Annotated in this window: 17 protein-coding genes; 8 read left to right on the forward strand and 9 right to left on the reverse strand. The window is 46.3% G+C overall.

Annotation, left to right across the window (positions count from 1 at the left end):
• Together P5674_RS10520 and P5674_RS10525 are read left to right on the forward strand one after the other, a co-directional pair.
• The coding region (locus P5674_RS10520; protein ID WP_315669980.1) for a calcium-binding protein at window positions 1–1190 on the forward strand (1190 nt) is incomplete at its 5' end.
• Window positions 1191–1246: 56 nt separating this feature from the next.
• Window positions 1247–2743 carry a HAMP domain-containing sensor histidine kinase gene (locus tag P5674_RS10525; protein ID WP_315669981.1) on the forward strand — a complete coding sequence of 499 codons (1497 nt, stop codon included), beginning with the start codon at window positions 1247–1249 and terminating at the stop codon, window positions 2741–2743.
• A gap of 94 nt (window positions 2744–2837) precedes the next feature.
• Here the strand turns inward: P5674_RS10525 and P5674_RS10530 are convergent, their stop codons facing one another.
• Window positions 2838–4337: a hypothetical protein gene (locus P5674_RS10530; RefSeq protein WP_014274950.1), complete on the reverse strand. Its 1500-nt coding sequence runs from the start codon at window positions 4335–4337 to the stop codon at window positions 2838–2840.
• 46 nt (window positions 4338–4383) lie between these two features.
• Window positions 4384–5367, reverse strand: coding sequence for a GntR family transcriptional regulator (locus tag P5674_RS10535; RefSeq protein WP_006617550.1), 984 nt, complete (start codon window positions 5365–5367; stop codon window positions 4384–4386).
• A 183-nt stretch (window positions 5368–5550) separates the two neighbouring features.
• Here P5674_RS10535 and P5674_RS10540 point away from each other — a divergent pair, with 183 nt between their 5' ends.
• The 5 genes from P5674_RS10540 to P5674_RS10560 all read left to right on the forward strand — a co-directional run bounded on the left by P5674_RS10540 (window position 5551) and on the right by P5674_RS10560 (window position 10744).
• On the forward strand, window positions 5551–6297 hold the full coding sequence (locus tag P5674_RS10540) for a dienelactone hydrolase family protein (RefSeq protein ID WP_014274951.1): 747 nt from the start codon (window positions 5551–5553) through the stop codon (window positions 6295–6297).
• A gap of 188 nt (window positions 6298–6485) precedes the next feature.
• Window positions 6486–7370: a S1 RNA-binding domain-containing protein gene (locus tag P5674_RS10545; protein ID WP_006617548.1), complete on the forward strand. Its 885-nt coding sequence runs from the start codon at window positions 6486–6488 to the stop codon at window positions 7368–7370.
• Between the two features lie 74 nt (window positions 7371–7444).
• On the forward strand, window positions 7445–8392 hold the full coding sequence (locus P5674_RS10550) for a BadF/BadG/BcrA/BcrD ATPase family protein (RefSeq protein WP_315669982.1): 948 nt from the start codon (window positions 7445–7447) through the stop codon (window positions 8390–8392).
• Window positions 8393–8763: 371 nt separating this feature from the next.
• Entirely contained in the window at window positions 8764–10119 is a 1356-nt protein-coding gene (locus P5674_RS10555; protein ID WP_014274954.1) for an MFS transporter, read from the forward strand.
• A gap of 136 nt (window positions 10120–10255) precedes the next feature.
• Window positions 10256–10744, forward strand: a complete 489-nt coding sequence (locus tag P5674_RS10560) for a rhodanese-like domain-containing protein (RefSeq protein ID WP_006617545.1) — start codon at window positions 10256–10258, stop codon at window positions 10742–10744.
• 61 nt (window positions 10745–10805) lie between these two features.
• Here P5674_RS10560 and P5674_RS10565 read toward each other — a convergent pair whose 3' ends face one another.
• The 3 genes from P5674_RS10565 to P5674_RS10575 all read right to left on the reverse strand — a co-directional run bounded on the left by P5674_RS10565 (window position 10806) and on the right by P5674_RS10575 (window position 13129).
• Window positions 10806–12365, reverse strand: coding sequence for an energy transducer TonB (locus P5674_RS10565; protein ID WP_051659778.1), 1560 nt, complete (start codon window positions 12363–12365; stop codon window positions 10806–10808).
• 108 nt (window positions 12366–12473) lie between these two features.
• Entirely contained in the window at window positions 12474–12830 is a 357-nt protein-coding gene (patD, locus tag P5674_RS10570) for a heterocyst frequency control protein PatD (protein WP_014274956.1), read from the reverse strand.
• A gap of 134 nt (window positions 12831–12964) precedes the next feature.
• A complete protein-coding gene (locus P5674_RS10575) occupies window positions 12965–13129 on the reverse strand; it encodes a hypothetical protein (protein ID WP_157888682.1) in 165 nt (54 codons plus the stop codon).
• Between the two features lie 199 nt (window positions 13130–13328).
• Here P5674_RS10575 and P5674_RS10580 point away from each other — a divergent pair, with 199 nt between their 5' ends.
• Entirely contained in the window at window positions 13329–15623 is a 2295-nt protein-coding gene (locus P5674_RS10580) for a RelA/SpoT family protein (protein WP_006617021.1), read from the forward strand.
• 1 nt (window position 15624) lies between these two features.
• Here P5674_RS10580 and P5674_RS10585 read toward each other — a convergent pair whose 3' ends face one another.
• The 4 genes from P5674_RS10585 to P5674_RS10600 all read right to left on the reverse strand — a co-directional run bounded on the left by P5674_RS10585 (window position 15625) and on the right by P5674_RS10600 (window position 19845).
• Complete coding sequence (locus tag P5674_RS10585; RefSeq protein WP_006617020.1) at window positions 15625–17004, reverse strand: hypothetical protein; 1380 nt, start codon at window positions 17002–17004, stop codon at window positions 15625–15627.
• Window positions 17005–17226: 222 nt separating this feature from the next.
• Window positions 17227–17829: a pentapeptide repeat-containing protein gene (locus P5674_RS10590; protein WP_231852136.1), complete on the reverse strand. Its 603-nt coding sequence runs from the start codon at window positions 17827–17829 to the stop codon at window positions 17227–17229.
• 19 nt (window positions 17830–17848) lie between these two features.
• Window positions 17849–18559 carry a hypothetical protein gene (locus P5674_RS10595; protein ID WP_035738027.1) on the reverse strand — a complete coding sequence of 237 codons (711 nt, stop codon included), beginning with the start codon at window positions 18557–18559 and terminating at the stop codon, window positions 17849–17851.
• Between the two features lie 92 nt (window positions 18560–18651).
• Window positions 18652–19845, reverse strand: a complete 1194-nt coding sequence (locus P5674_RS10600) for a hypothetical protein (protein WP_014274958.1) — start codon at window positions 19843–19845, stop codon at window positions 18652–18654.
• Window positions 19846–20098 lie beyond the last annotated feature (253 nt).

The following is a 20098-nucleotide window of genomic DNA, read 5'->3' on the forward strand; positions in this document are numbered from 1 at the left end:
TAGACGGTGAAACTCCTGTTGATGAGGATGAACCCGTAGACGGTGAAACTCCTGTAGACGGTGAAACTCCTGTTGATGGTGAAACTCCTGTTGATGGTGAAACTCCTGTTGATGAGGATGAACCCGTAGACGGTGAAACTCCTGTTGATGAGGCTCCTGTGCAAGATGATGTGATTCCCACAATTCCTTTTGTGTTTGTGATGCCTCAAATGCCACCCAATGAACCGACTCGTGGACCTATTGTTGAGGAGACTCAAGAAACACCGACACCGCCGGTGACACCACCTGGGGTTTTTACGTTGTACAACCCGGCTAATTTCGTTGCTCCTATCTCCTTCCCTGTGTTGTTATCGCCGGAAATGATGCCACGGGCTTCGGGAGTTTTCACCAGTGATGATGGCGTAATTCAGGGAACACAAGGGGATGATGTGATTGTGGGTACTGAAGAAGATGATATTATCCTCGCGGGTCAAGGGGATGATATTGTTATTGCTGGCGATCGCAATAATTTGATTTTCGGCGAAGCGGGTAACGATACCCTCATTGGCGGTCCGGGAAATGATACCCTGTTTGGCAACCAAGGAAATGACCTGATTTTTGGTGGCTCGGGCAATGATGAAATCTATGGCGGTCAAGGAAATGACACTATTTCTGATGGCGGCGGAAATGACCTGATTTTTGGTGGTCTGGGTGATGATTTCATCGAAGGAAATGAGGGTAATAATACCTTGTTTGGCAACCAAGGAAATGACACCATTTTCGGTGGTTCAGGAGATGACCTTATCTATGGTGGTCAAGGAAATGACCTGATCCATGGAGGTTCGGGAAATGATACCCTATTCGGAGATGCAGGAAATGACACTATCTTTGGTGGAGAAGGTGATGACCTGATTTTTGGTGGAGAAGGTGATGATATCCTAATTGGTGCGGAGGGTAATGATACCCTCACCGGTGGAGAGGGTCGCGATCGCTTTGTGATTGCTGCTACCCATGGCACTAATACGATTACTGATTTCACCGTTGGTCAGGATATGATTCTCCTTGATGGTGGATTAACTTTTGAGGAATTGACGATCGCCTCTGTTGGTAGTCAAACCCAGATTATCTTAGGGTCTCAAGTGCTGGCGGAACTTTTGGGTGTGGACGCTAACGCCATTACCCAAAATGACTTCGACACTTTTGTATACTAACTAGGTACTTGTGGGGGCTTTTTGCCCCCACTGTCTCTGGTTATGGTCTCCCTAATATGTTCCAAGCTACTCGAAGACGTTTAGCTTCATGGTATACTGCTGTAACTGCGGTGTTGTTGGTCTTATTCGCTAGTGGATTTTATCTGTATGTCCGCAATACGTTAATCGATCGCATTGATGACACCCTCAATCATGTAGTAGAAGTAATTGAGCGATCGCTTGTCATTGAACCCGTTAACAGCCCCATTTCTCCATCTTCAGCTATGGGGGTGGCGCTTTATCAGGTTAATGTCGAGGCGAGTTTTCGCAATAATGTTGATGCTGCCGCCGATGACGATCATATTGATTTAGAATGGTTCAGCCCTACCGGAGAGTTATTATGGTCTACCCTCTCTGAACCCCTTGATATTCCCCTCCATACCCACCGCAATGGCGAAACCGTCCGGTTAACTGATCATCATTGGTCTTTGATTACTCAACTGTCCGCAGATCCTAACCCCACTTCCCAGAAAATGGTATTGCGACAGGTGACAGACCGCGTAGAAAGGGGTCGCCAGGTGTTGGGATATTTGCGGGTGAGTCATCCCTGGTTTGAGGTGACAAAGCCTATTCGTCAATTATTAACCGATTTGGCTATGGGGGGGGCGATGATTTTAATTTCCGTGGCGGCTATTGGTTGGTTTTTATCGGAATTAGCGATCGAACCTGTGCGAGAATCCTATCAACATCTTAAACAGTTTACCGCTGATGCTTCCCACGAACTCCGTAGCCCGATCGCCACTATTCAAACTAATGTGCAGGTGGCTTTAGCAGAACCTGATCTTAATGCAGATATTCATCAGCAATTACAAGTAATTGAACGTTTGACTAGGCGCTTAGGTCGCTTGGTGGATGATTTGCTATTTTTAGCCCGAACTGATGGCAAAATTGTCGAATCTCAGTTTACTTCTGTTCCCCTCGATGCTTTGCTAATGGAGGTGATAGAAGAACAATCTGCTAACGCCGAGGCCGCTGATATTAATTTATCACTAAATTTAGTTGATCCTCCTTCCCTGTGGTGGGCGGGTGATACCTTACCCCCAGAAACAGAAACTGATTGGTTTACGGTGGAAGGCGATCGCCATCAATTAGTTCGGCTGTTGATTAATTTAGTTAGTAATAGCCTCCGCTATACTCCCACGGGCGGAGAGGTGTCTTTAACCCTGCAATATCTCCCCAAAAATAAGCGATCGCCACGTCCTACTCACTCCAGAGAATGCTACCATTGGCAAGAACAGTTTGAAGGCTTGCAGGTCATAGTCAAAGATAATGGTATTGGTATCCCCCCAGAAGCTATTCCCCACATTTTCGATCGCTTTTATCGAGTAGATCCAGCCCGCCCCCATGTAGAAACCGCCCAACCCCCAGGCGGTAGGGGAATCGCCGGTTCCGGGCTAGGTTTGGCGATTGTATCAGCGATCGTTGAGAATCATCGAGGTAAAATTGACGTGGAAAGTCAAATTAATCAGGGAACAACAGTTACTGTCACCTTTCCCGTCCCACCAACTAATTGATCATCTGGGTGTGTGGTAGTGGGTAAGGGCGGGTTATGGCATCAACGCCAATCACAAGTCCTCAGAACCCGCCCCAACCAGGGAATAGGGGATATTACATTGAAGGAAAATGAGTGCCGATTTTCTGACCGTCTGGCATATAAACCTGTAGGGGAATCCTAGCATTATCGCTAATAGACTCCAAAGCTACAATAAGCGTATTAACATGGTTTCTCGCCTGCGATCGCGGCTGTGGATTTCCCGCCCTATCTCCAGAAATTGCCGAGTTTTTAATTTGCTGAACATACTCAGAAGTTAACCGGACTGTAATCAAATCACGACTAATGCCATAGTTGCAAATTTTCGGATTTCCGGCACAAGTGCGACTGAGATCCCCCCGTGCTTTTTCCAATCGTGACTCAATTTGAACCTGAGCCTGCACCTGTTGCCATGCTTGATTATAACCTGGTATTAGGGACTGCATTTCCAGGTAATAGGAACTACTCTGAGGAACATTGTTAGCAAAAGAAACCGCCCGACCCCAGGCGCGAGAGGCTTCATTCCAGGCTTCCCTTTCTTCAAAAATGCGGGCTTGGTCGGCATTATTTACAGCTCGGTTATAGGCTTCTAAACCCACCTGTTCAATAGTTTTGCGATCGCGAGAATCTTCTAAGCTGGACTGATAACGAACCAGTAATAATTGAGCCTCCTGGTGAGCCATAGTGCCCGGTGGAATCGATGCCAGAATATTAGTCGCACTTTGCCAGGTATCATAGACCGATTGCCAACTCTCCGCGTGTCTAGCGACCCCCTGACGCGCCCTAGCGACCTGTGCGGTGTTTTTTGCTCTTTCGAGGGTTTGCTGGGCTTCTCGCTCCAATGAGAGCCGCCCACGCACTGTAGCTAAATTGGCACGATATTGAGTTACGCGGGTTTCGGCAAAGGGATAAATGATGCTCTCTGGGGGGACTTTTTGTAGTTGAGCGATCGCATCTTCCCATAACTGCTGCATTTTCTGCCAATCATCCAGAGGGTGGGGGGGATTTTGACTCATTTGCGCCGCCACCCCAGCCATAGTCAAAGCCGTGACCACAGAAGTTAAATTCTGTTGTTCGTGTTGATAATCCCTCAATAGCATCCGCGCCTCCAAATGATGAGGAGACCACCAGGGAATAGTTTCCAGTAATGCGATCGCTCCCACCAACTCCTGACGAGCCAATCCCGGCGCTCTAGCCGTCGGTATAGTTTCGATAGTATTTTGGGATTGTTGAGCCAAACTCCTCGCCTGGTGAATTTCCCGACATTCTCCAATCACACAGGGACGGGTGAGAGTATACAGACAAGCCAAAGCCACCACCACACCCACCCCCATTTGAGGAGACAGCAGAATTTTCCTGAGTAAACCCGGAGATTTCTCAGAGCCACTGTCCGAGTCAACAGTGATAACCACACCTTCGAGATCCTTCGGGTCAAAAGGATTTTCAGCATCATCGATAGCAGTATCATACTCCGACTCATGCTCAAAAGGATTGGGCAAATCAGGGGCTGTAGATGTATCCCTTGTAGTCAGATAATTTCGAGTCAATGATGGTTTTTCTTGAAGGGTTGCCTTCATATTCACTCCTAACGTATAATAGGAAAATTGTTAGATTACCGAGCCATTAATTTAAGCCTAGTTCCCGCTTGAGCAAATTAATCGACTTGCTACCGATATAATTTTCACAGCAGACCAACTGAGGGGGGCGGATAATCTCCTCACGATTAGCGAGTATGGCATCCTTAACAGATTTAACACTAGCCTGATCGCAAATCACCACCTTAGCACCGCGAACAATAGCATTAATTTTATAGTCATCTGGCAGTTGAGCAGTCATAACCAATACATCATCCCCCCGCAGACTGTGAATAATCACCTCCGTGGCTCGTAACAACCCCGAGCTGAGGCTAACAATTCCCAAATAAGTCCCTTTGGGTAACTGTTGAACCAAAGCAATTTCCTTAGCAAAATCATAAATATCAACGGGAATGACCCGCACAGACCTCGGACCCGCTACAGCTTCCGCTTCTCCGATAAAATAGCGACTGGTGACAACAGTTCCCGACGGAACCTGTTCTATGGTTTCTGCTAGTTTTTCAATAGGTACGAGTTGGACGGGAATTTTGAGAGCGACCTCTAACTCCTGAGCCATTAGCTGACCAATACCAATATCTTGGGTGGGGGCTGTGACCAAGACGCGGGCGCTACAACGTAACCGCCAGTCAATTTCGGCTAAAAATAGTTCGCGGGCTTCATTGAGGCTACAGCCTTGGGATAATAAGTTATCTAAACTCTGTTGAATAATTTGGTTAGCTTGTGGGTAATACTGCAAAATGGGGGAACTAGCCCGGGAGGGGCCTTCATGACCCAAGGCTTTGACATAAATTCCTGACCCGGCTTGGGCTTCTACTAAACCATGATCTTCGAGTTGTCGATAAACTTTACTAATGGTATTGCGGTGTAGTCCTGTCTGCATGGCCAGTTGGCGGGTGCTGGGTAAGCGGTGCCCTGGGGGAAACTGGCGAGAAGCTATAGCAAACCGAATTTGGTTAAAAAGTTGATTGGAAGCGGGAATTTCGCTGTCGGGTTGAATGTAAAACTGAACCATAACCAATCTCCAGAGGGTCGGTATGAGCAGACTTGAGCCTGCGGTGGGGTTTGACGGTTAGGGGAACTGTCAGGTTTGATAAATACTATAGTTGGAAAGTTGAACCAGTAAAGCATCATCAGCCCATGAATGATTTTGGGAGTGGCTTTCCTGTGTTACCGAAAATAACTGAATCATGGAATTATGGCAGATTTAGAGATTCGTACCAATCATGTTACCGTTAAAAATGGCGATCTGAATATCGCGGCTTATCTGGCGGAACCCACCCAGGGGGGACCTTATCCGGGTGTGGTGGTGATCCAAGAAATTTTTGGGGTCAATTCCCATATTCGAGATGTTACCGATCGCATTGCTGGGTTAGGATATGTGGCGATCGCTCCTGCTATTTACCAACGCTTGGCTCCTGGTTTTGAGGTCGGTTACACCGACGCAGATCTGCAATTGGGGCGCAAATACAAGGAACAAACTACAGCCCCGGAACTCCTCAGCGATATTCAAGCCACTATTGATTTCCTCAAACAGCGAGATAATGTCAAAAATGCGCCTTTTGGTGCCATTGGCTTCTGTTTTGGTGGTCATGTAACTTATCTGGCTGCTACCCTCCCTGATATTGGCGCGACGGCTTCCTTCTATGGCGCGGGAATTGTTACCGGAACTCCCGGCGGCGGACCGGCTACCGTCACTCGCACTGCCGAAATTAAGGGAACTCTGTATGGCTTCTTTGGTACCGAAGATCCTTTAATCCCTAATTCTGAGGTTGACCAAATTGAGGCGGAACTGCAAAAATGTAAGATTCCCCATCGCATTTTTCGTTACCAAGCTACCCACGGTTTTTTCTGTGAGCAGCGAGATAGCTATAATAAAGATGCGGCTGAAGATGCCTGGAAACAAGTTAGGGAACTTTTCGCTCTTGAACTAACAGGCTCTTAGGAACTTGGGGACGCTTGAGGGGTTGGCGATCGCATATCGCTTAACCCTTTCAATTCCGTCTACTAAATGGCTTCTCATCTTAGGATATCTTAGACTTTTGTTCCCAAAGAGAGCAGCCAAAACTCGGAAATCAAGGGAAAGCGCGAGAACCGGTTAAAGTGTGAATTTGTATTGGGTTGGTTTATTTTATGACGACAGGAAATCAGTCTTTTTCAATTGATGATTTTGCCAAAGCCCTAGAAGCTCATGATTATGATTTACAAAAAGGGCAAATCGTGACAGGTCGGGTATTTGAGTATGATTCTAATGGTGCATATATTGAAATCAAAGGTGGTAAATCACCCGGATTTTTACCCATGTCCGAAATCTCCTTCACAGCAGGGGATAATCTATCGGAGATTTTACCCCTAGGTGAAGAACAAGAGTTTTTGATTATCCGTGACCAAAATTCTGATGGTCAAGTTTTACTGTCTCTGCGACAATTGCAAGTTGAAAAGGCTTGGGATAATTTGTCGGAAACCTCCGAAAATTCCGAAAGTTTACAGGTGCGAGTTACTGGAGTTAATCGCGGCGGCGTAACTGTCGATGTCGATTGTTTGCGGGGATTTATTCCTCGATCGCATCTCCTGGATCGAGAAAATTTAGAGGCTTTGGTCGGCGAAACTATCACCGTGACAATTATCGAGTTTAATCGCGATCGCCAAAAGCTGGTACTGTCTCAACGTATGGCTTCTCAATCCGTTTCCTTTAGTCAGCTTCAAGTTGGTCAACTCGTAGAGGGAACCGTCGGAAGTATTAAGCCTTTTGGCGTGTTTATCGAACTAGAAGGCGTAACTGGGTTGATTCATATTAAGGAAGTTAGCCAAAAATATGTCGGTTCTCTCCCTGATATATTTACCCTTGGTCAAACCGTGAAAGCCTTAGTTATTAGCCTAGAAGAGGGTCGCCAGCGCGTATCTCTCTCCACTCGACTTCTGGAAAATTACCCAGGTGAAATTGTCGAGAAATTCCCCGAAGTGATGGATTCTGCCGAAGCGCGCGCCGAGAGGGCTCGCAAGTTGATTACAGCTTAAATATCCCTGAAAAATCGGGCAGCTTGTAGTTGCCCGAACTAGGTATTAACTGATAAATTGATGGTAATTTATTGATGATTTATGGACTGGGAATTGATGGGGGTGGCACTAAAACTGTTTGTCTGTTAATTGACGATCGCTATCAGGTCTTAGGTAGGGGAGAAGCCGGACCCTCTAATTATCAAAATCTCGGTTTGTCAGCCGCTGAAATCGCTATTAAAAACGCTATTTCTCAAGCCGTTAGCTATCACCAACCCGGTATTTCTATTGGTAGTTTAGGATTGGGTTTGGCGGGGGTAGGTCGCCCCGAAGATGTCGAAATTGTCCGGGAATTGGTGCAACAAATTCAGTCCGATGAACAACTACAAATTGACTGGAATATTGCACCGGAAAATCTGTTCATTGGCGGCGATAGTCTCATCGCACTGGTGGGGGGGTTAGGTCATAATGTGGGAATTGTCGCTATGGCTGGGACAGGTTCTCAGGTGTTTGGACGTAACCACCACGGGAAGATAAAAAGGGTTGGTGGTTGGGGTTATATTTTGGGTGATGAAGGCGGCGGTTATGATATCGCTGTCCGAGGGTTGCGCGCCGTTATGCGATCGTTTGATGGCCGTTTACCGCCAACTCGCTTGACTCAAGAATTACTCAAGGAACTCGGTTTAAAGTCTCCTGAAAGGCTCATAGAATCCGTTTATAGGCGTGGTTTGGGGGTGCGAGATATGGCAGCATTATCTACTATTATTGACCGCGTGGCAGCCGAGGGAGACCCCGTAGCAGAAACTATCATAAATGATGTGGCTGAGGAATTCATTTTAGCTACTCAAGTGGCGATCGCCGATTTATTTAATCCCGGTGAATTTTGCGAAATTGTAACAGTAGGTGGAATTTGGCGTGGCTGGTCAAATTTACGGTCTCAATTCATCACTGGAATTAATGCGATCGCTCCCCAAGCTGACATAGTATGGCCCCGTCATGAGCCCGCATTCGGAGCCGCATTATTGGCTATGGAATTCAAATAACTTAACCTGAACCTTAGATAGATACAGCCTGTTCAGAAATCATCTGATCACCTCTCAAAGCCCCCTTCGACAAGCTCAGGACAAGCCCTTCGACAAGCTCAGGACAAGCCTCTCCCAGAAGGGAGAGGGGTTTGGGGTGTAGACGCGCAGCGGCTTCTCTTTGAGTGGGCTTTACCTCATGAGTCTGAGAACCGCTATATATAGCGATCGTCATTTGGTATAATAGGAGTAAGCCTATAGCCAAAAACGGCACATCTGCACAGTAGAGGCGGAAGCAATTTAATCATACTTACACATTCAACACCTCCCAACTAATTAAACCCATCCCCTCTCAACAGATGACCTATAACTGCTGAATAACCATTAAATTAATGACATCCCAAAAACCACATTTAACATTCTTTCAACTCATCAATATGAGTGTCGGATTTTTCGGCATTCAGTTTGGCTGGGGGTTGCAAATGGCAAATATGAGCGCCATTTTTGAACACCTAGGCGCTCAAGCTCACCAAATCCCCATTTTATGGCTCGCTGCACCCCTAACCGGGCTATTGGTTCAGCCAATTATCGGTCACATGAGTGACAACACTTGGAACTTTTTAGGACGCAGAAGACCTTACTTTTTAGTCGGTGCTATTCTCAGTGCGATCGCCTTAATTTTCATGCCCACTTCCTCCAGTCTGTGGATGGCTGCTGGTCTCTTATGGATACTAGACACCTCCGTTAATATCAGCATGGAACCCTTTAGGGCTTTTGTTGGGGATTTACTACCCGAAAACCAGCGAACGCGAGGCTTTGCTATGCAGAGTTTATTCATTGGTTTAGGGGCCGTAGTGGCTTCCGTATTCCCCTGGTTTTTAAACCATGTTTTTGATGTCTCATCAGTCGGAATAGACGGACAAGCCATTCCCTTAACCGTCAAATTTTCTTTTTATATCGGCGCGGCAGTTTTTTTGGGCACCGTCCTCTGGACTGTCTTAACCACCGAAGAATATCCACCCCAAGATATCGAGAATTTTAACAATCAAAATAAAGGCGGTATTCTCCAAGGCATAAAAGACATTTGGGATGCTTTCCGAGATATGCCAGAAACCATGGTACAATTGTCCTGGGTACAGTGGTTTACCTGGATGGGAATGTATTGTATTTTCCTGTATTTTCCCCCAGCAGTCGCCCGGAATATTTTTGGTGCAGTTGATCAGGATTCGTTATTATATTCTGAGGGGATAGAATGGGCGGGACTTTGTATCGCCGCTTATAATGCCGTCTGTTTTGGGTTCTCGTTTATCTTACCCCAAATAGCCAAATCAACTAATCGCCAAATTGCCCATTCTTTCTGCTTAATATGTGGGGCGGTGGGATTATTTTCTCTGGTGACAATTGATAATCAATACCTCCTATTCCTACCAATGATTGGTATAGGTATTGCTTGGTCTAGTATTCTATCTATGCCTTATGCTATGTTGGTGGGATGTCTACCACCAGACCGCACAGGTATATATATGGGGATTTTCAATTTCTTTATCGTCTTACCACAAATCACCGTCTCTCTCGGATTTGGTTGGGTGATGCGAAATCTCCTGAATAATGACCGCCTATCTGCTGTGATTATTGGTGGTGTATTTTTCCTAATGGCGGCGGCTTTAACTCAGCGGGTACAACCAGCATCAACTATGCTTGAAAGTCCTAAGCAACCTGTCACCCAAGCTGATATTACCTCTACTTAATTGATGGCTGTTTCTCTCGCTGGTGAATCTCTATGAGGCTGGGAATCTACTTTAAAGATGCCGATATGGTTTAATAGGGTTGGGGGTAGTGTTGTTGCTACCCTACAACCATAGACCATTTACCTGGTTCTCAATTATGAAACTCAAAAAAGCGCTTTTAGTAATTAGTATCTGCTGCTGGGGATTACTTTTTCCGGTGTGGAATTGGGGGATAATTCCCCCGGCTGAGGCTGCCAAAACACCCGTAATTATTACCCCCAGCGAGGAAGTTTCCCAGGGTGTTGATCAGTTTATTCACAAGTTGCCCCGCGACTATTATAACATAAATAAAGTCGCCCAGGTCAAAAAACTTTCCCAAAGCGATCGCGCCTTATTTATTGATGTGCGGGAACCCTCCGAATACAGGCAAGGTCACATCCAAGGAGCCATTAATATTCCCCTACGGACTCTCACCGAACGCCTAGACGACATTCCCCATGACCGCCAGGTGGTTATTTACTGCTCAAGTGGCTACCGGACAGGCATTGCCGTAGCTTCCTTACAACTATTAGGCTACAACAATATCAAAGGATTTGCCCCCAGTATCAATGCCTGGAAAGAGGCAGGAGAACCCTTAGAAAAATAGTCCTCAATCCTCTATTTTTTCATCGGAAAACTGCCTCTTATGGAACTATAAGAAGTCATGACTAATCAATAAATTCCTCCGAAAATTGCTCTGGATTTTCGATAGAATCCTGTAGTTGTTGAAGTATTGAGCCAGAATGTACCTCTGGTTGCGGTTGCGGTTGTGGTTCCGGTTGCGGTTGTGGTTCCGGTTGTAGTTCCGGTTGGGGTTGTGGTTCCGGTTCGCGGACACTTTCCGGGGCTAATTCTGGGTTAAATTCCTGTTGTCGTTGGGGTTGTGGTTCCGGTTCGCGGACGCTTTCCGGAGCTGGGGCTGGGGCCGGAGCTGGGGCCGGAGCTGGAGCTGGGGCCGGAGCTGGGGCTGGGGCTGGGGCTGGGGCCGGAGCTGGAGCCTGAATCGGAGCCACCGACTGGCAATTCTCGCTATCGAAATTAAAATCATACTGATAAGCCATGGGGCGACCCTGACCCTCAAAGGGAATATCGGCAATAGCTGCGATCGCCGCATTATCCAAAATCGGATAACCCGTTCCTCTCAATAACCGGGGTCCAGCAATTACGCCACCACCAGAACCAATCATCACCCCAACCAAGGCTTGACCGCTGAGATTTTGGTCACAGGCTTCTGCTGGATATAGTGCCGAGATACTGCGAGGTCGGGTGGTGTCCAAGTCAGGATAATCCGGCAGCATCGACAGCACCCATTCTGCATAGGCTCCCCCACCTTCTAACATGGCATACTGACTATCAGAAACCTGTCCGGTAGGGGTAGATGGTGCAACGGCATCATCAGAAGACGGAGAACCAACAGCCTCGGCACGACGCTGGTTGTCTGCCTCTAGTCTAGCTAATATTGAACCCCGCCCATCAGGTTGTTGTACTTGGGTTTCCGGGGTAAACTCTTGGGTAGGTTCCCCAGAGTCCTGAGATTCCCTAGGTATTCGCGGAGGTTGATTATAGCTAGGGTCATGTTCAGGAAACCGAGGTCGAGGTGGAGGGGGTGGCAACATGGAAAACTGCTCTTCGAGTAATCGTTGTTCCTCCGGTGACAGATGACTAAATCGAGGATTATTTTGTAGTCGCGACAATTGCTCACGGTTTTGGTTTCCGGGAAAACTGGGTTGACCGGGTGGAGTTTGATAAAACTCAATGGGTGGTGGCGGACTAAATTGAGTAGGTGGCGGGGGGGAAGTTTGAACGGGGGGTAAAAATGTACTATTGCTGGGATTGTTGAATATCTGGGGGGGTCCACTGGGGGCGGCACCAAAAGGATTATCCCTCGGTTGTGACAATGTGGAGGGAAAAACGGGAAGTTGTTGGGCTGAGGGAGGAAATGGGGATGGGGTAGGGGCACTACCCCACATGGGTAAAGATGGAGGTTCGGCAAAGGGGGTAAAGGAAAATTGGGGCGGCGGTGCTGGAAAAACCTGGTCAATTTGACTAGGAGATAGTTCCACCAGTTCTACACTGGGGGGTAATTGCACAGTATTTGGATAGAGACGGATATTTTCCAGGTTGAGAGCAAATAAGGCGTGTAGACCAAGGGATGCAAGCACAGCAACCGTGGTGGGTTGACGGACGAGTGAGGGAATGTAAGAAATGGCGGAAGTGGTAGCAGTCATGGTCAAACCTGTTGTTAAATCCAAATCAATATCGGGAGCTGTTGCTGTACTCGATCGCTTTTACTGTTTTAGCACGATTAGTTTTAATCGTGGGGTCTTAATTAATCTTTAATCTGTGGTTTTGTCTAACACAACTGTGGAATATCCAATTACAATAGAAATGCGATCGCGCATAGAAGCAAGTCGCTCCCTGGTGGTAGCACTATGACGCGAGGCTTTCAGAAATCTTAGGTCTAACCCCAACAATCGCATCTGCTTATGGGTTTCTGTGATGTAGGACTGAAGTTGCGCCAGGCTGTCACTATCGCCTAGCTGCATAATCCGACTCTCAAACACCCTCTGAACCTCGCCAAAGGCTTCAGTCATCTGATTTACATCGGATTGGTCAGAAACCATGGTTTTTTGGAGTCTTTCCAAAGATTGCCTGAATTCTGTGATCGCTTTATGGAACTCCTTTGTTAACATAATGTTAAGAAGTTTGTCTATTATTTAACCATCATAGACAAAAATTGTACCTAAGCGCGACTGGGCTCACCCCAGGTTAATCTGGGTTAAATCTGGGTTAATGGTGATCCCTATGCAATTAGCATCCAATTGGGTTAATTGTTATGGTTCTGAGATATGGGCGATCGCCCTATAGGAGAATACAGGGATATGTGGGGAATATCTGGGGGATAAGTTAGGATATTTCCCAAAGCCTGAAAATATCCCGTACAAAGGTGCGATCGCACGGCAATCACCCAGGTAACAGCCCCTGTGTGCAAGTGTGAATCGCTAACCTAATAGTAGCATCGCCGCCGGGGTTGTGGAGACTCCAGCGGTTCAATGATCAATTATTTTTTTCACACTGACTGCTGTTAGTCAGGAGAAAGCCCTATTTTACTCTGGGTCCGTCGTCCCACATATTTTGTATCGAAAACTACAGAGTCATCAAGTATCTGTAATTGAATAGGCCTAAATACCATGAACATCAAAACTCTATCATCCTCAAACACCTACGAATGCTTAGTGCCTGACTGGCTACAACATTGTCTGGACAACTCCCAAAGCCTGGAGTCATCAGATACCCCGTCATTTTCTCCAGACAATGATCTGATCTCGCGGGCTTTCCTATTTGCTTATCAACTGCATAAGGGACAATACCGCAAATCGGGGGAACCCTATATTAACCATCCCATTGCTGTAGCAGGTCTACTGCGATTTTTAGGTAGTGATACCGCTATGGTGGCGGCGGGGTTTCTACATGACATCATCGAAGATACTGATGTCACTCCGGAAGAATTAGAAAGCAACTTCGGACCGGAAGTCCGCCATTTAGTGGAAGGTGTGACCAAACTATCTAAGTTTAACTTTTCTAATACCACAGAACGCCAAGCTGAGAACTTCCGGCGGATGTTTCTGGCTATGGCTCAAGATATTCGAGTGATTGTGGTTAAACTAGCCGATCGCCTCCATAATATGCGAACTCTGGAATTTATGTCAGAATCGAAACAGCGAAGTATTGCTTTAGAAACGCGCGAAATTTTTGCCCCGTTGGCTAACCGTTTGGGTATCGGTCGTTTGAAGTGGGAATTGGAAGATTTAGCTTTTAAATATATAGAACCGGAAGCCTACCGAGAAATTCAAATCCGGGTAGCTGACCGCAGGGCTATTCGGGAAGAAAAACTAGCAGCCTTAGCGGATATTTTACGCGATCGCATGGAAAAATCTGGGATCCGATGTTATGAAGTAACAGGTCGTCCCAAGCACCTTTATGGCATCTACAAAAAGATGCAAGAACGCCACAAGCAGTTTCATGAAATTTATGATATTGCTGCCCTGCGCTTAATCGTAGAAACTAATGAGGAATGTTATCGGGCTTTAGCGATCGTTCATGATTCTTTCCGCCCCATTCCCGGACGTTTTAAAGATTATATCGGACTGCCAAAAGCTAACCGTTATCAGTCTCTACACACGGGAGTTATTGGGAACACTGGTCGCCCGGTAGAAGTGCAAATTCGCACGGTAGAAATGCACCATATAGCGGAATATGGAATTGCTGCCCATTGGAAATATAAGGAAACTGGCGGTTCAGAATTTGGCAAATTAACAGAAACCGATGAGAAGTTTACCTGGTTGCGGCAACTACTAGAATGGCAAAGCGATCTCAAAGATGCTCAGGAATATTTAGATACTGTTAAAAACAACCTTTTTGATGAGGATGTTTATGTATTCACCCCTGATGGTGATGTGATGGCTTTAAGCAATGGTGCCACTACGGTAGATTTTGCCTATCGGGTGCATAGTGAAGTGGGTAATCATTGCAAAGGTGCGAAGGTGAATGAACGGATGGTTCCCCTAGATACGGTGTTAAAAAATGGGGATATTGTGGAGATTTTAACCAATAAAAATAGCCATCCTAGTTTAGACTGGTTGAATTTTGTCAGAACTAGCACGGCTAAAAATCGGATCCGTCAATGGTATAAGCGATCGCATCGTGATGAAAATATCGCCAGAGGTCGGGAACTTTTAGAGAAAGAAATGGGTCGCAATGGTTTAGAATCTTTACTGAAATCCGCGCCAATGCAGACAGTAGTTCATCGCTGCAATTATCACAGTGTTGATGATTTATTAGCTGCTTTGGGTTATGGAGAAATTACCCTTAAACAGGTGGTGCATCGACTCCGGGATGTGGTGAAAGCTAATAGTCCGGTTCCAGAAGTTTCGATGGAACAGGCGGCTAATAACCTACAAATGCAGAATTTAGCCCCTAGAAATACATTACATGGGTCTGTACCTACTTCTACATCTACTAGCAAATCTCCGATCGCGGGGGTTGAGGGGTTAATGTACCATATCGCGGGATGCTGTAATCCGATTCCTGGAGAGCCAATTATTGGGACTGTGACCCGGACTCGTGGGATTTCCATTCACCGCCAAGGCTGCCATAATGTTAGCAAGGTTAGTGGCGATCGCCTAGTTCCAGTTAGTTGGAATCCTACCCCCATTGACCAAGGACGACGGAAAACTTATCTGGTGAAAATTCAGATTGAGGTATTAGACCGGGTGGGGGTACTCAATGACATTTTATCTCGACTGAAAGACAACAATATCAACGTTCGTAGCGCTCAGGTTAAGACCTTTCGCGACGCTCCGGCTTTGATAGAGTTGGGTATCGAAATATGCGATCGCAATCAATTTGAGCAAACCTGTCTACAAATTAAAAACATCAGTGATGTTCTCAACTTGCGTCGCATGAACCGAGGCGATCAAAGCTAGGCTAAATTCGCCAATCTACAGAGGTGAGGGCGGCTTCCCACATTAAATGGGCGACTTCTGGGCGAGCAATATCGCTATGAGCGCCCTGGGAACCGCTACCCTCGCGGATAAATTCATCGGCGTTGATATTATAAATGGCTCCGGGAACTAAGGGATAATGGGCATCTATGGGTAACATATCGCAATTAACTGCTCGGAATTCGTGATCACCACTAGCCCCAAATGCTCCTAAAGCTCCATATTTAGGCAGGTTGTCGGTTGAGTAGAAACTAATCGATCGCCTGATTAAACTCGCAGCGGAAGCCCCTAGCGGATACCATTTACCTAGGGCGGTGTCCCATTTCGAGTGAGTAATAGCGATCGGACCTTTGACCAGGCTGTTGGTGATGATACCATGAAAATAACCCGGCACTCCTGGACTCAGGGGAATATCAGGAGAATAGGACCAGTGAGATAACGCCCCCTGTACCAGCAACAGGGAGTTAATGGGGTGGTGATTTCTCAAGTCGGTTCCCGACCCCGCCAAAGCCCCAGAAACGACGATACAGCCAAAACTATGACCCATGAGATGGAAACGCAGGCGATCGCCTCCCGCTTGTTGTAGTTGGGCTAACAGGTGAAAAGCGGCATTTTCCCCAAACTCCCGGGCGCGGTCTTTCATTTTCCAAAAGGAGAGGGTTCGCAACGGCGCTAGAAGTCCCCCCCAACTAAATCCGCTAAAACTGAGGGCTTCGGTTCTGGCGGCGGCAAAGGTAATTTCTGGATCAAAGGGATCGCGATCGGCACTGGGGGCGGCGGCAATGCCTATGGCTTGTAAACCAGCTTCGCGGTCTAATATTCGATAAGCATTGAGAACGTCTATAGGCAGGGTTTCTGGGGCTATATTTTCAGTGGCGGCATTAAAAATCACTTCTAGGGCGCATCTGGCGGCGGGGGTGTCGGCAATATTTTCCGCATAGCGATCGACCATTTCATCAACTACAGATAATCGCTGATTTTCCAGGTTCTCTTGGGGGGAATTATTCAAATTCATCGATAGGGGGGATTCTCCTAATTCATAATCTCCCCAAGGCATACTAGGCCAGTGTAAACCAATGGCTAGGGGATAAAATCCCGGTTGTACTTGCTGAAAACGTGCTTGATCATCTTTCTGCTGAATAACTGCTTCTATCCATCTTGTATACTGTCTCCGGGAGGCGGGAATATCACTTAACCAACCGTGGCTAAACAAAAATACATCGGTAACGGGTTGTTGCTGAATGACTTGTAAAACTCGTTCACTCATGAGACCGTCCGGGTCGTCAGTGCGTTCGTTTCCGTCTTTATCAAAGGCAATTAGATAATAGATAAAATCGCTGTTAGGGATAGTTTCAATGGGCATTTAATTTAAGAGGTGCTTATCATAATTAATCATAGCAAATCGGTTAATGATTTGGCAATATCGATAAATGGGCGGTTAGGGGTCAGCAGGGGAACCGGACGGATTAGAGATAGGCTTGATTACTTTCGATTATCTATCCCCCGGATTTTTTAAGCATCTGTAGCCCTATCTAAAACCAGGAAAAGGCTGTGGCTGCATCAACTAACCACAGCCCCTAGGTGATTAACTGGCTGGGGATTTTTTAATTATTTGTAATCCTGTGGGTAAACGCAGCATTTGTAAACCGATATTTACCCGGGTAGGATTATAATCTAAGTTGGTATTTTCTAGGTTAGCCCCTGATAAATTCGCCCCTTCTAATTGGGCGGCTGAGAGATTGGCGGCTGTTAAATTCGCCCAAGTTAAATTAGCATAGTTTAAGTTTGCACGGCTGAGGTTAATATGAATAGCTTGACAGTGACTGAAATTCGCACCTACTAAGCTAGTTTTATAGAAGTTCGCCCCTTCTAAATAGGCGGCGGTGAAATTAGTGCGATCGCATTTACTACGGCTAAAGTTAGCGTTAAACAAGCAAGCATAACTCAAATCACTGTCTTGTAACTCACAATTAGCCAGGACTAAGTGACTTAAATCTAACCCTCGCAAATCCACGCCTTCCACAATTAGATTATTGAATCGGCGTTCTCCCCCCTGTAAGCGATTAATAAACTCGCTGCTACTGATGGGATTTTTTACGGGTTCAATGTCGTCAATTTCGGAGATATCAATATCGGCAGATTGGGATTTTTTGCCACTATTAAATAATTCATTCAGCCAGTTAAACATTGGTTTATCCTCCATGGTATCAATACTCTACTGAACCCCAGAATTGGGGAACTTGACGGGTGACGTTTTCTCGCAGTCGGGGAATTAAGAGCATCACAGTGATATAAAGGTCTTCAATTCCAGTGATTAAAGTGATTAGCTTCAAATCAGGATTAGGATAGCGACTGAGTTGATTTTGCAGAGCTTGCGGGCGCAGATATTCCTGTAAGTAAGACAAACCGTAACGCACATCATTAACTTGCTTAATTAAGGTCAAATAACAAGAGGCAAAACCTTCCTCAAATCCCGGTTCTGGAGCATCGGGATGATTCCTGGCGATCGCAGTTAAACGCTCCAGAAATTCGATAGTTTCAGTCAAGCTATCCAGCAACTCAAAACGCTGCTTTGAGTCGGGTTGATTGCCATTTTTAATGTTTTCACCAAAATCTGATATCAAGGCGCTTAAACTGTTAAATAAGCCTGGTAGAGATGATTCTATATGGTCTAGGTCGGACAATAATGCGCGGGCTTGTTTGGGGGATGTCAGTTGTCGTTGATAAGCTAACCTGGCGATTTCTTGCAATTGGGGGAGAGATTCACAGCGCCCAGTTTTGCGGTAGTTTTCCAAGAACCTGATCAGCAGAATGCGATCGCTAATTTCAGCGGGGAAAATGTCGGGTTTATTCTCAATGGGAGTAAGATGAGAATTGTTCAGATTACGATTAGGTTGTTGCATGGGAATCACTTTCATGGTTGCTAAGGATTTGAGCCAATGGCGGTGGGATAGTCTGTGAAAATATCCTGGTAAATTGAGATAGTAGAAAAGCACCCTAATTTGGCTGGTTATTTTTGGGGGGAATTATCCGGCAAATCTGCACCACTAATAAGATATTCGAGATAGGCTTCTATGGCTTCTCCCACTGCATCATCCCGCGACATAATCACATCCTCGCGGCGGGCGTGGGCGAGAGTCATCCAACAGGCGGCGGTGCTACTGACCACGGACAAAACCATCCAACCGAGGGAAATTCCCAACCCCGCAATATCAAAGCGCATGACTTTATAGGTGAGGTTTAACATGGCTAACCGGATGATTTCAGTGCCAGAGATTAGCTGATAATTATCATCAAAATGTCGGTCAAATAATTGGGGCATTTGTTGAGCCACAAATAGGACATCATCGCCGATGTGATGACGCTTGGCTAATTTATTTGCCCAGTCCTGCTGTGCTTGTTGTTTGATGGCGATCGCCTCTTGTTGTAGCCGCAACATCCGCTGTTCTACGGGCAGATTTTCCGTGGGAACCGTCCGCCAATTGCGATCGCGATCGGCCCAGGAGCCGTATAATTTGACATATAAAGTATCCCAATTAGGATGATTGCGGGACGTGCTTTGAAACTCTTGCCGTAACTTTTGGTACTCTTCGCGCGCGCTTTCATAGGCGGGAGTTGTAGCCGGAATATCCGCCAAATTCTGAGTTTGTGTCTCGATGATTTCCAGGGCTTTTAAACTGCTAAGTTCCGGGCGATTATTGAGGGCTTCGCTACCTATTGCCGCCGCCAGAGATTGCAAGATTGACATAGCGATCATTGCCGCCGCCCCGGCTTTTGCCCAGTCCTGGTTGCCCCGTTTTCGTCCCGCCACAGCAGTACCATTTTCGTTAGTGAAACGCACCAGTAACAGGTTCAGCATTGGGCTAAAAATGAAAGCCAAAACGCCAAATTCCTTTAAAGCAAAAAACAAAATTGGTTGATTGGTTATGGCATTAACCAGACTAGCAGTGCTAATTACCCCCGCCGTGAGTTGGGAGTGTTCGACCAGTTCATTAGTGACCCATTTTTTGCCATAGAATTGTTTGGGATTTGCCCAAATGAAACCTAGGAGAAATAAGCCGATCTTCTTTGGAGTCTGTTGGGAATTATTAGCTTGGGGGCGAGGTTCTAACAGTTCTGGGTGCAGTTCCCGTAAAGTTTCGGCTGCCTTTTTTGCCTCTTGTTGAGGTTCGGGAATAGCAAAGGATTCAAAAGGTTGACTCATGGTGGGTGTTTTTTTGCTAAGATGGGCGAAATAGCCCCCCCGTGATTCAGCAAGGGGGACTCCAAATACTTATCAGTCCAATGACACTGAATTTATACAGTGATAGTCAATTCAGTTTCATCAACAGCCATTTCAGAACATTTCGCCAATCGACTTGAACCCTATGTGCAGCCGCACCTTCATGATTTAATTATCGGTTGGGGCGGGTTTATTAATATCCCGGTGGCGATGCAAAATTGACAGCAGAACCCGC

The sequence above is a fragment of the Limnospira sp. PMC 289.06 genome (genome assembly GCF_032350395.1).
In the GTDB taxonomy this organism is placed as follows: domain Bacteria; phylum Cyanobacteriota; class Cyanobacteriia; order Cyanobacteriales; family Microcoleaceae; genus Limnospira; species Limnospira platensis.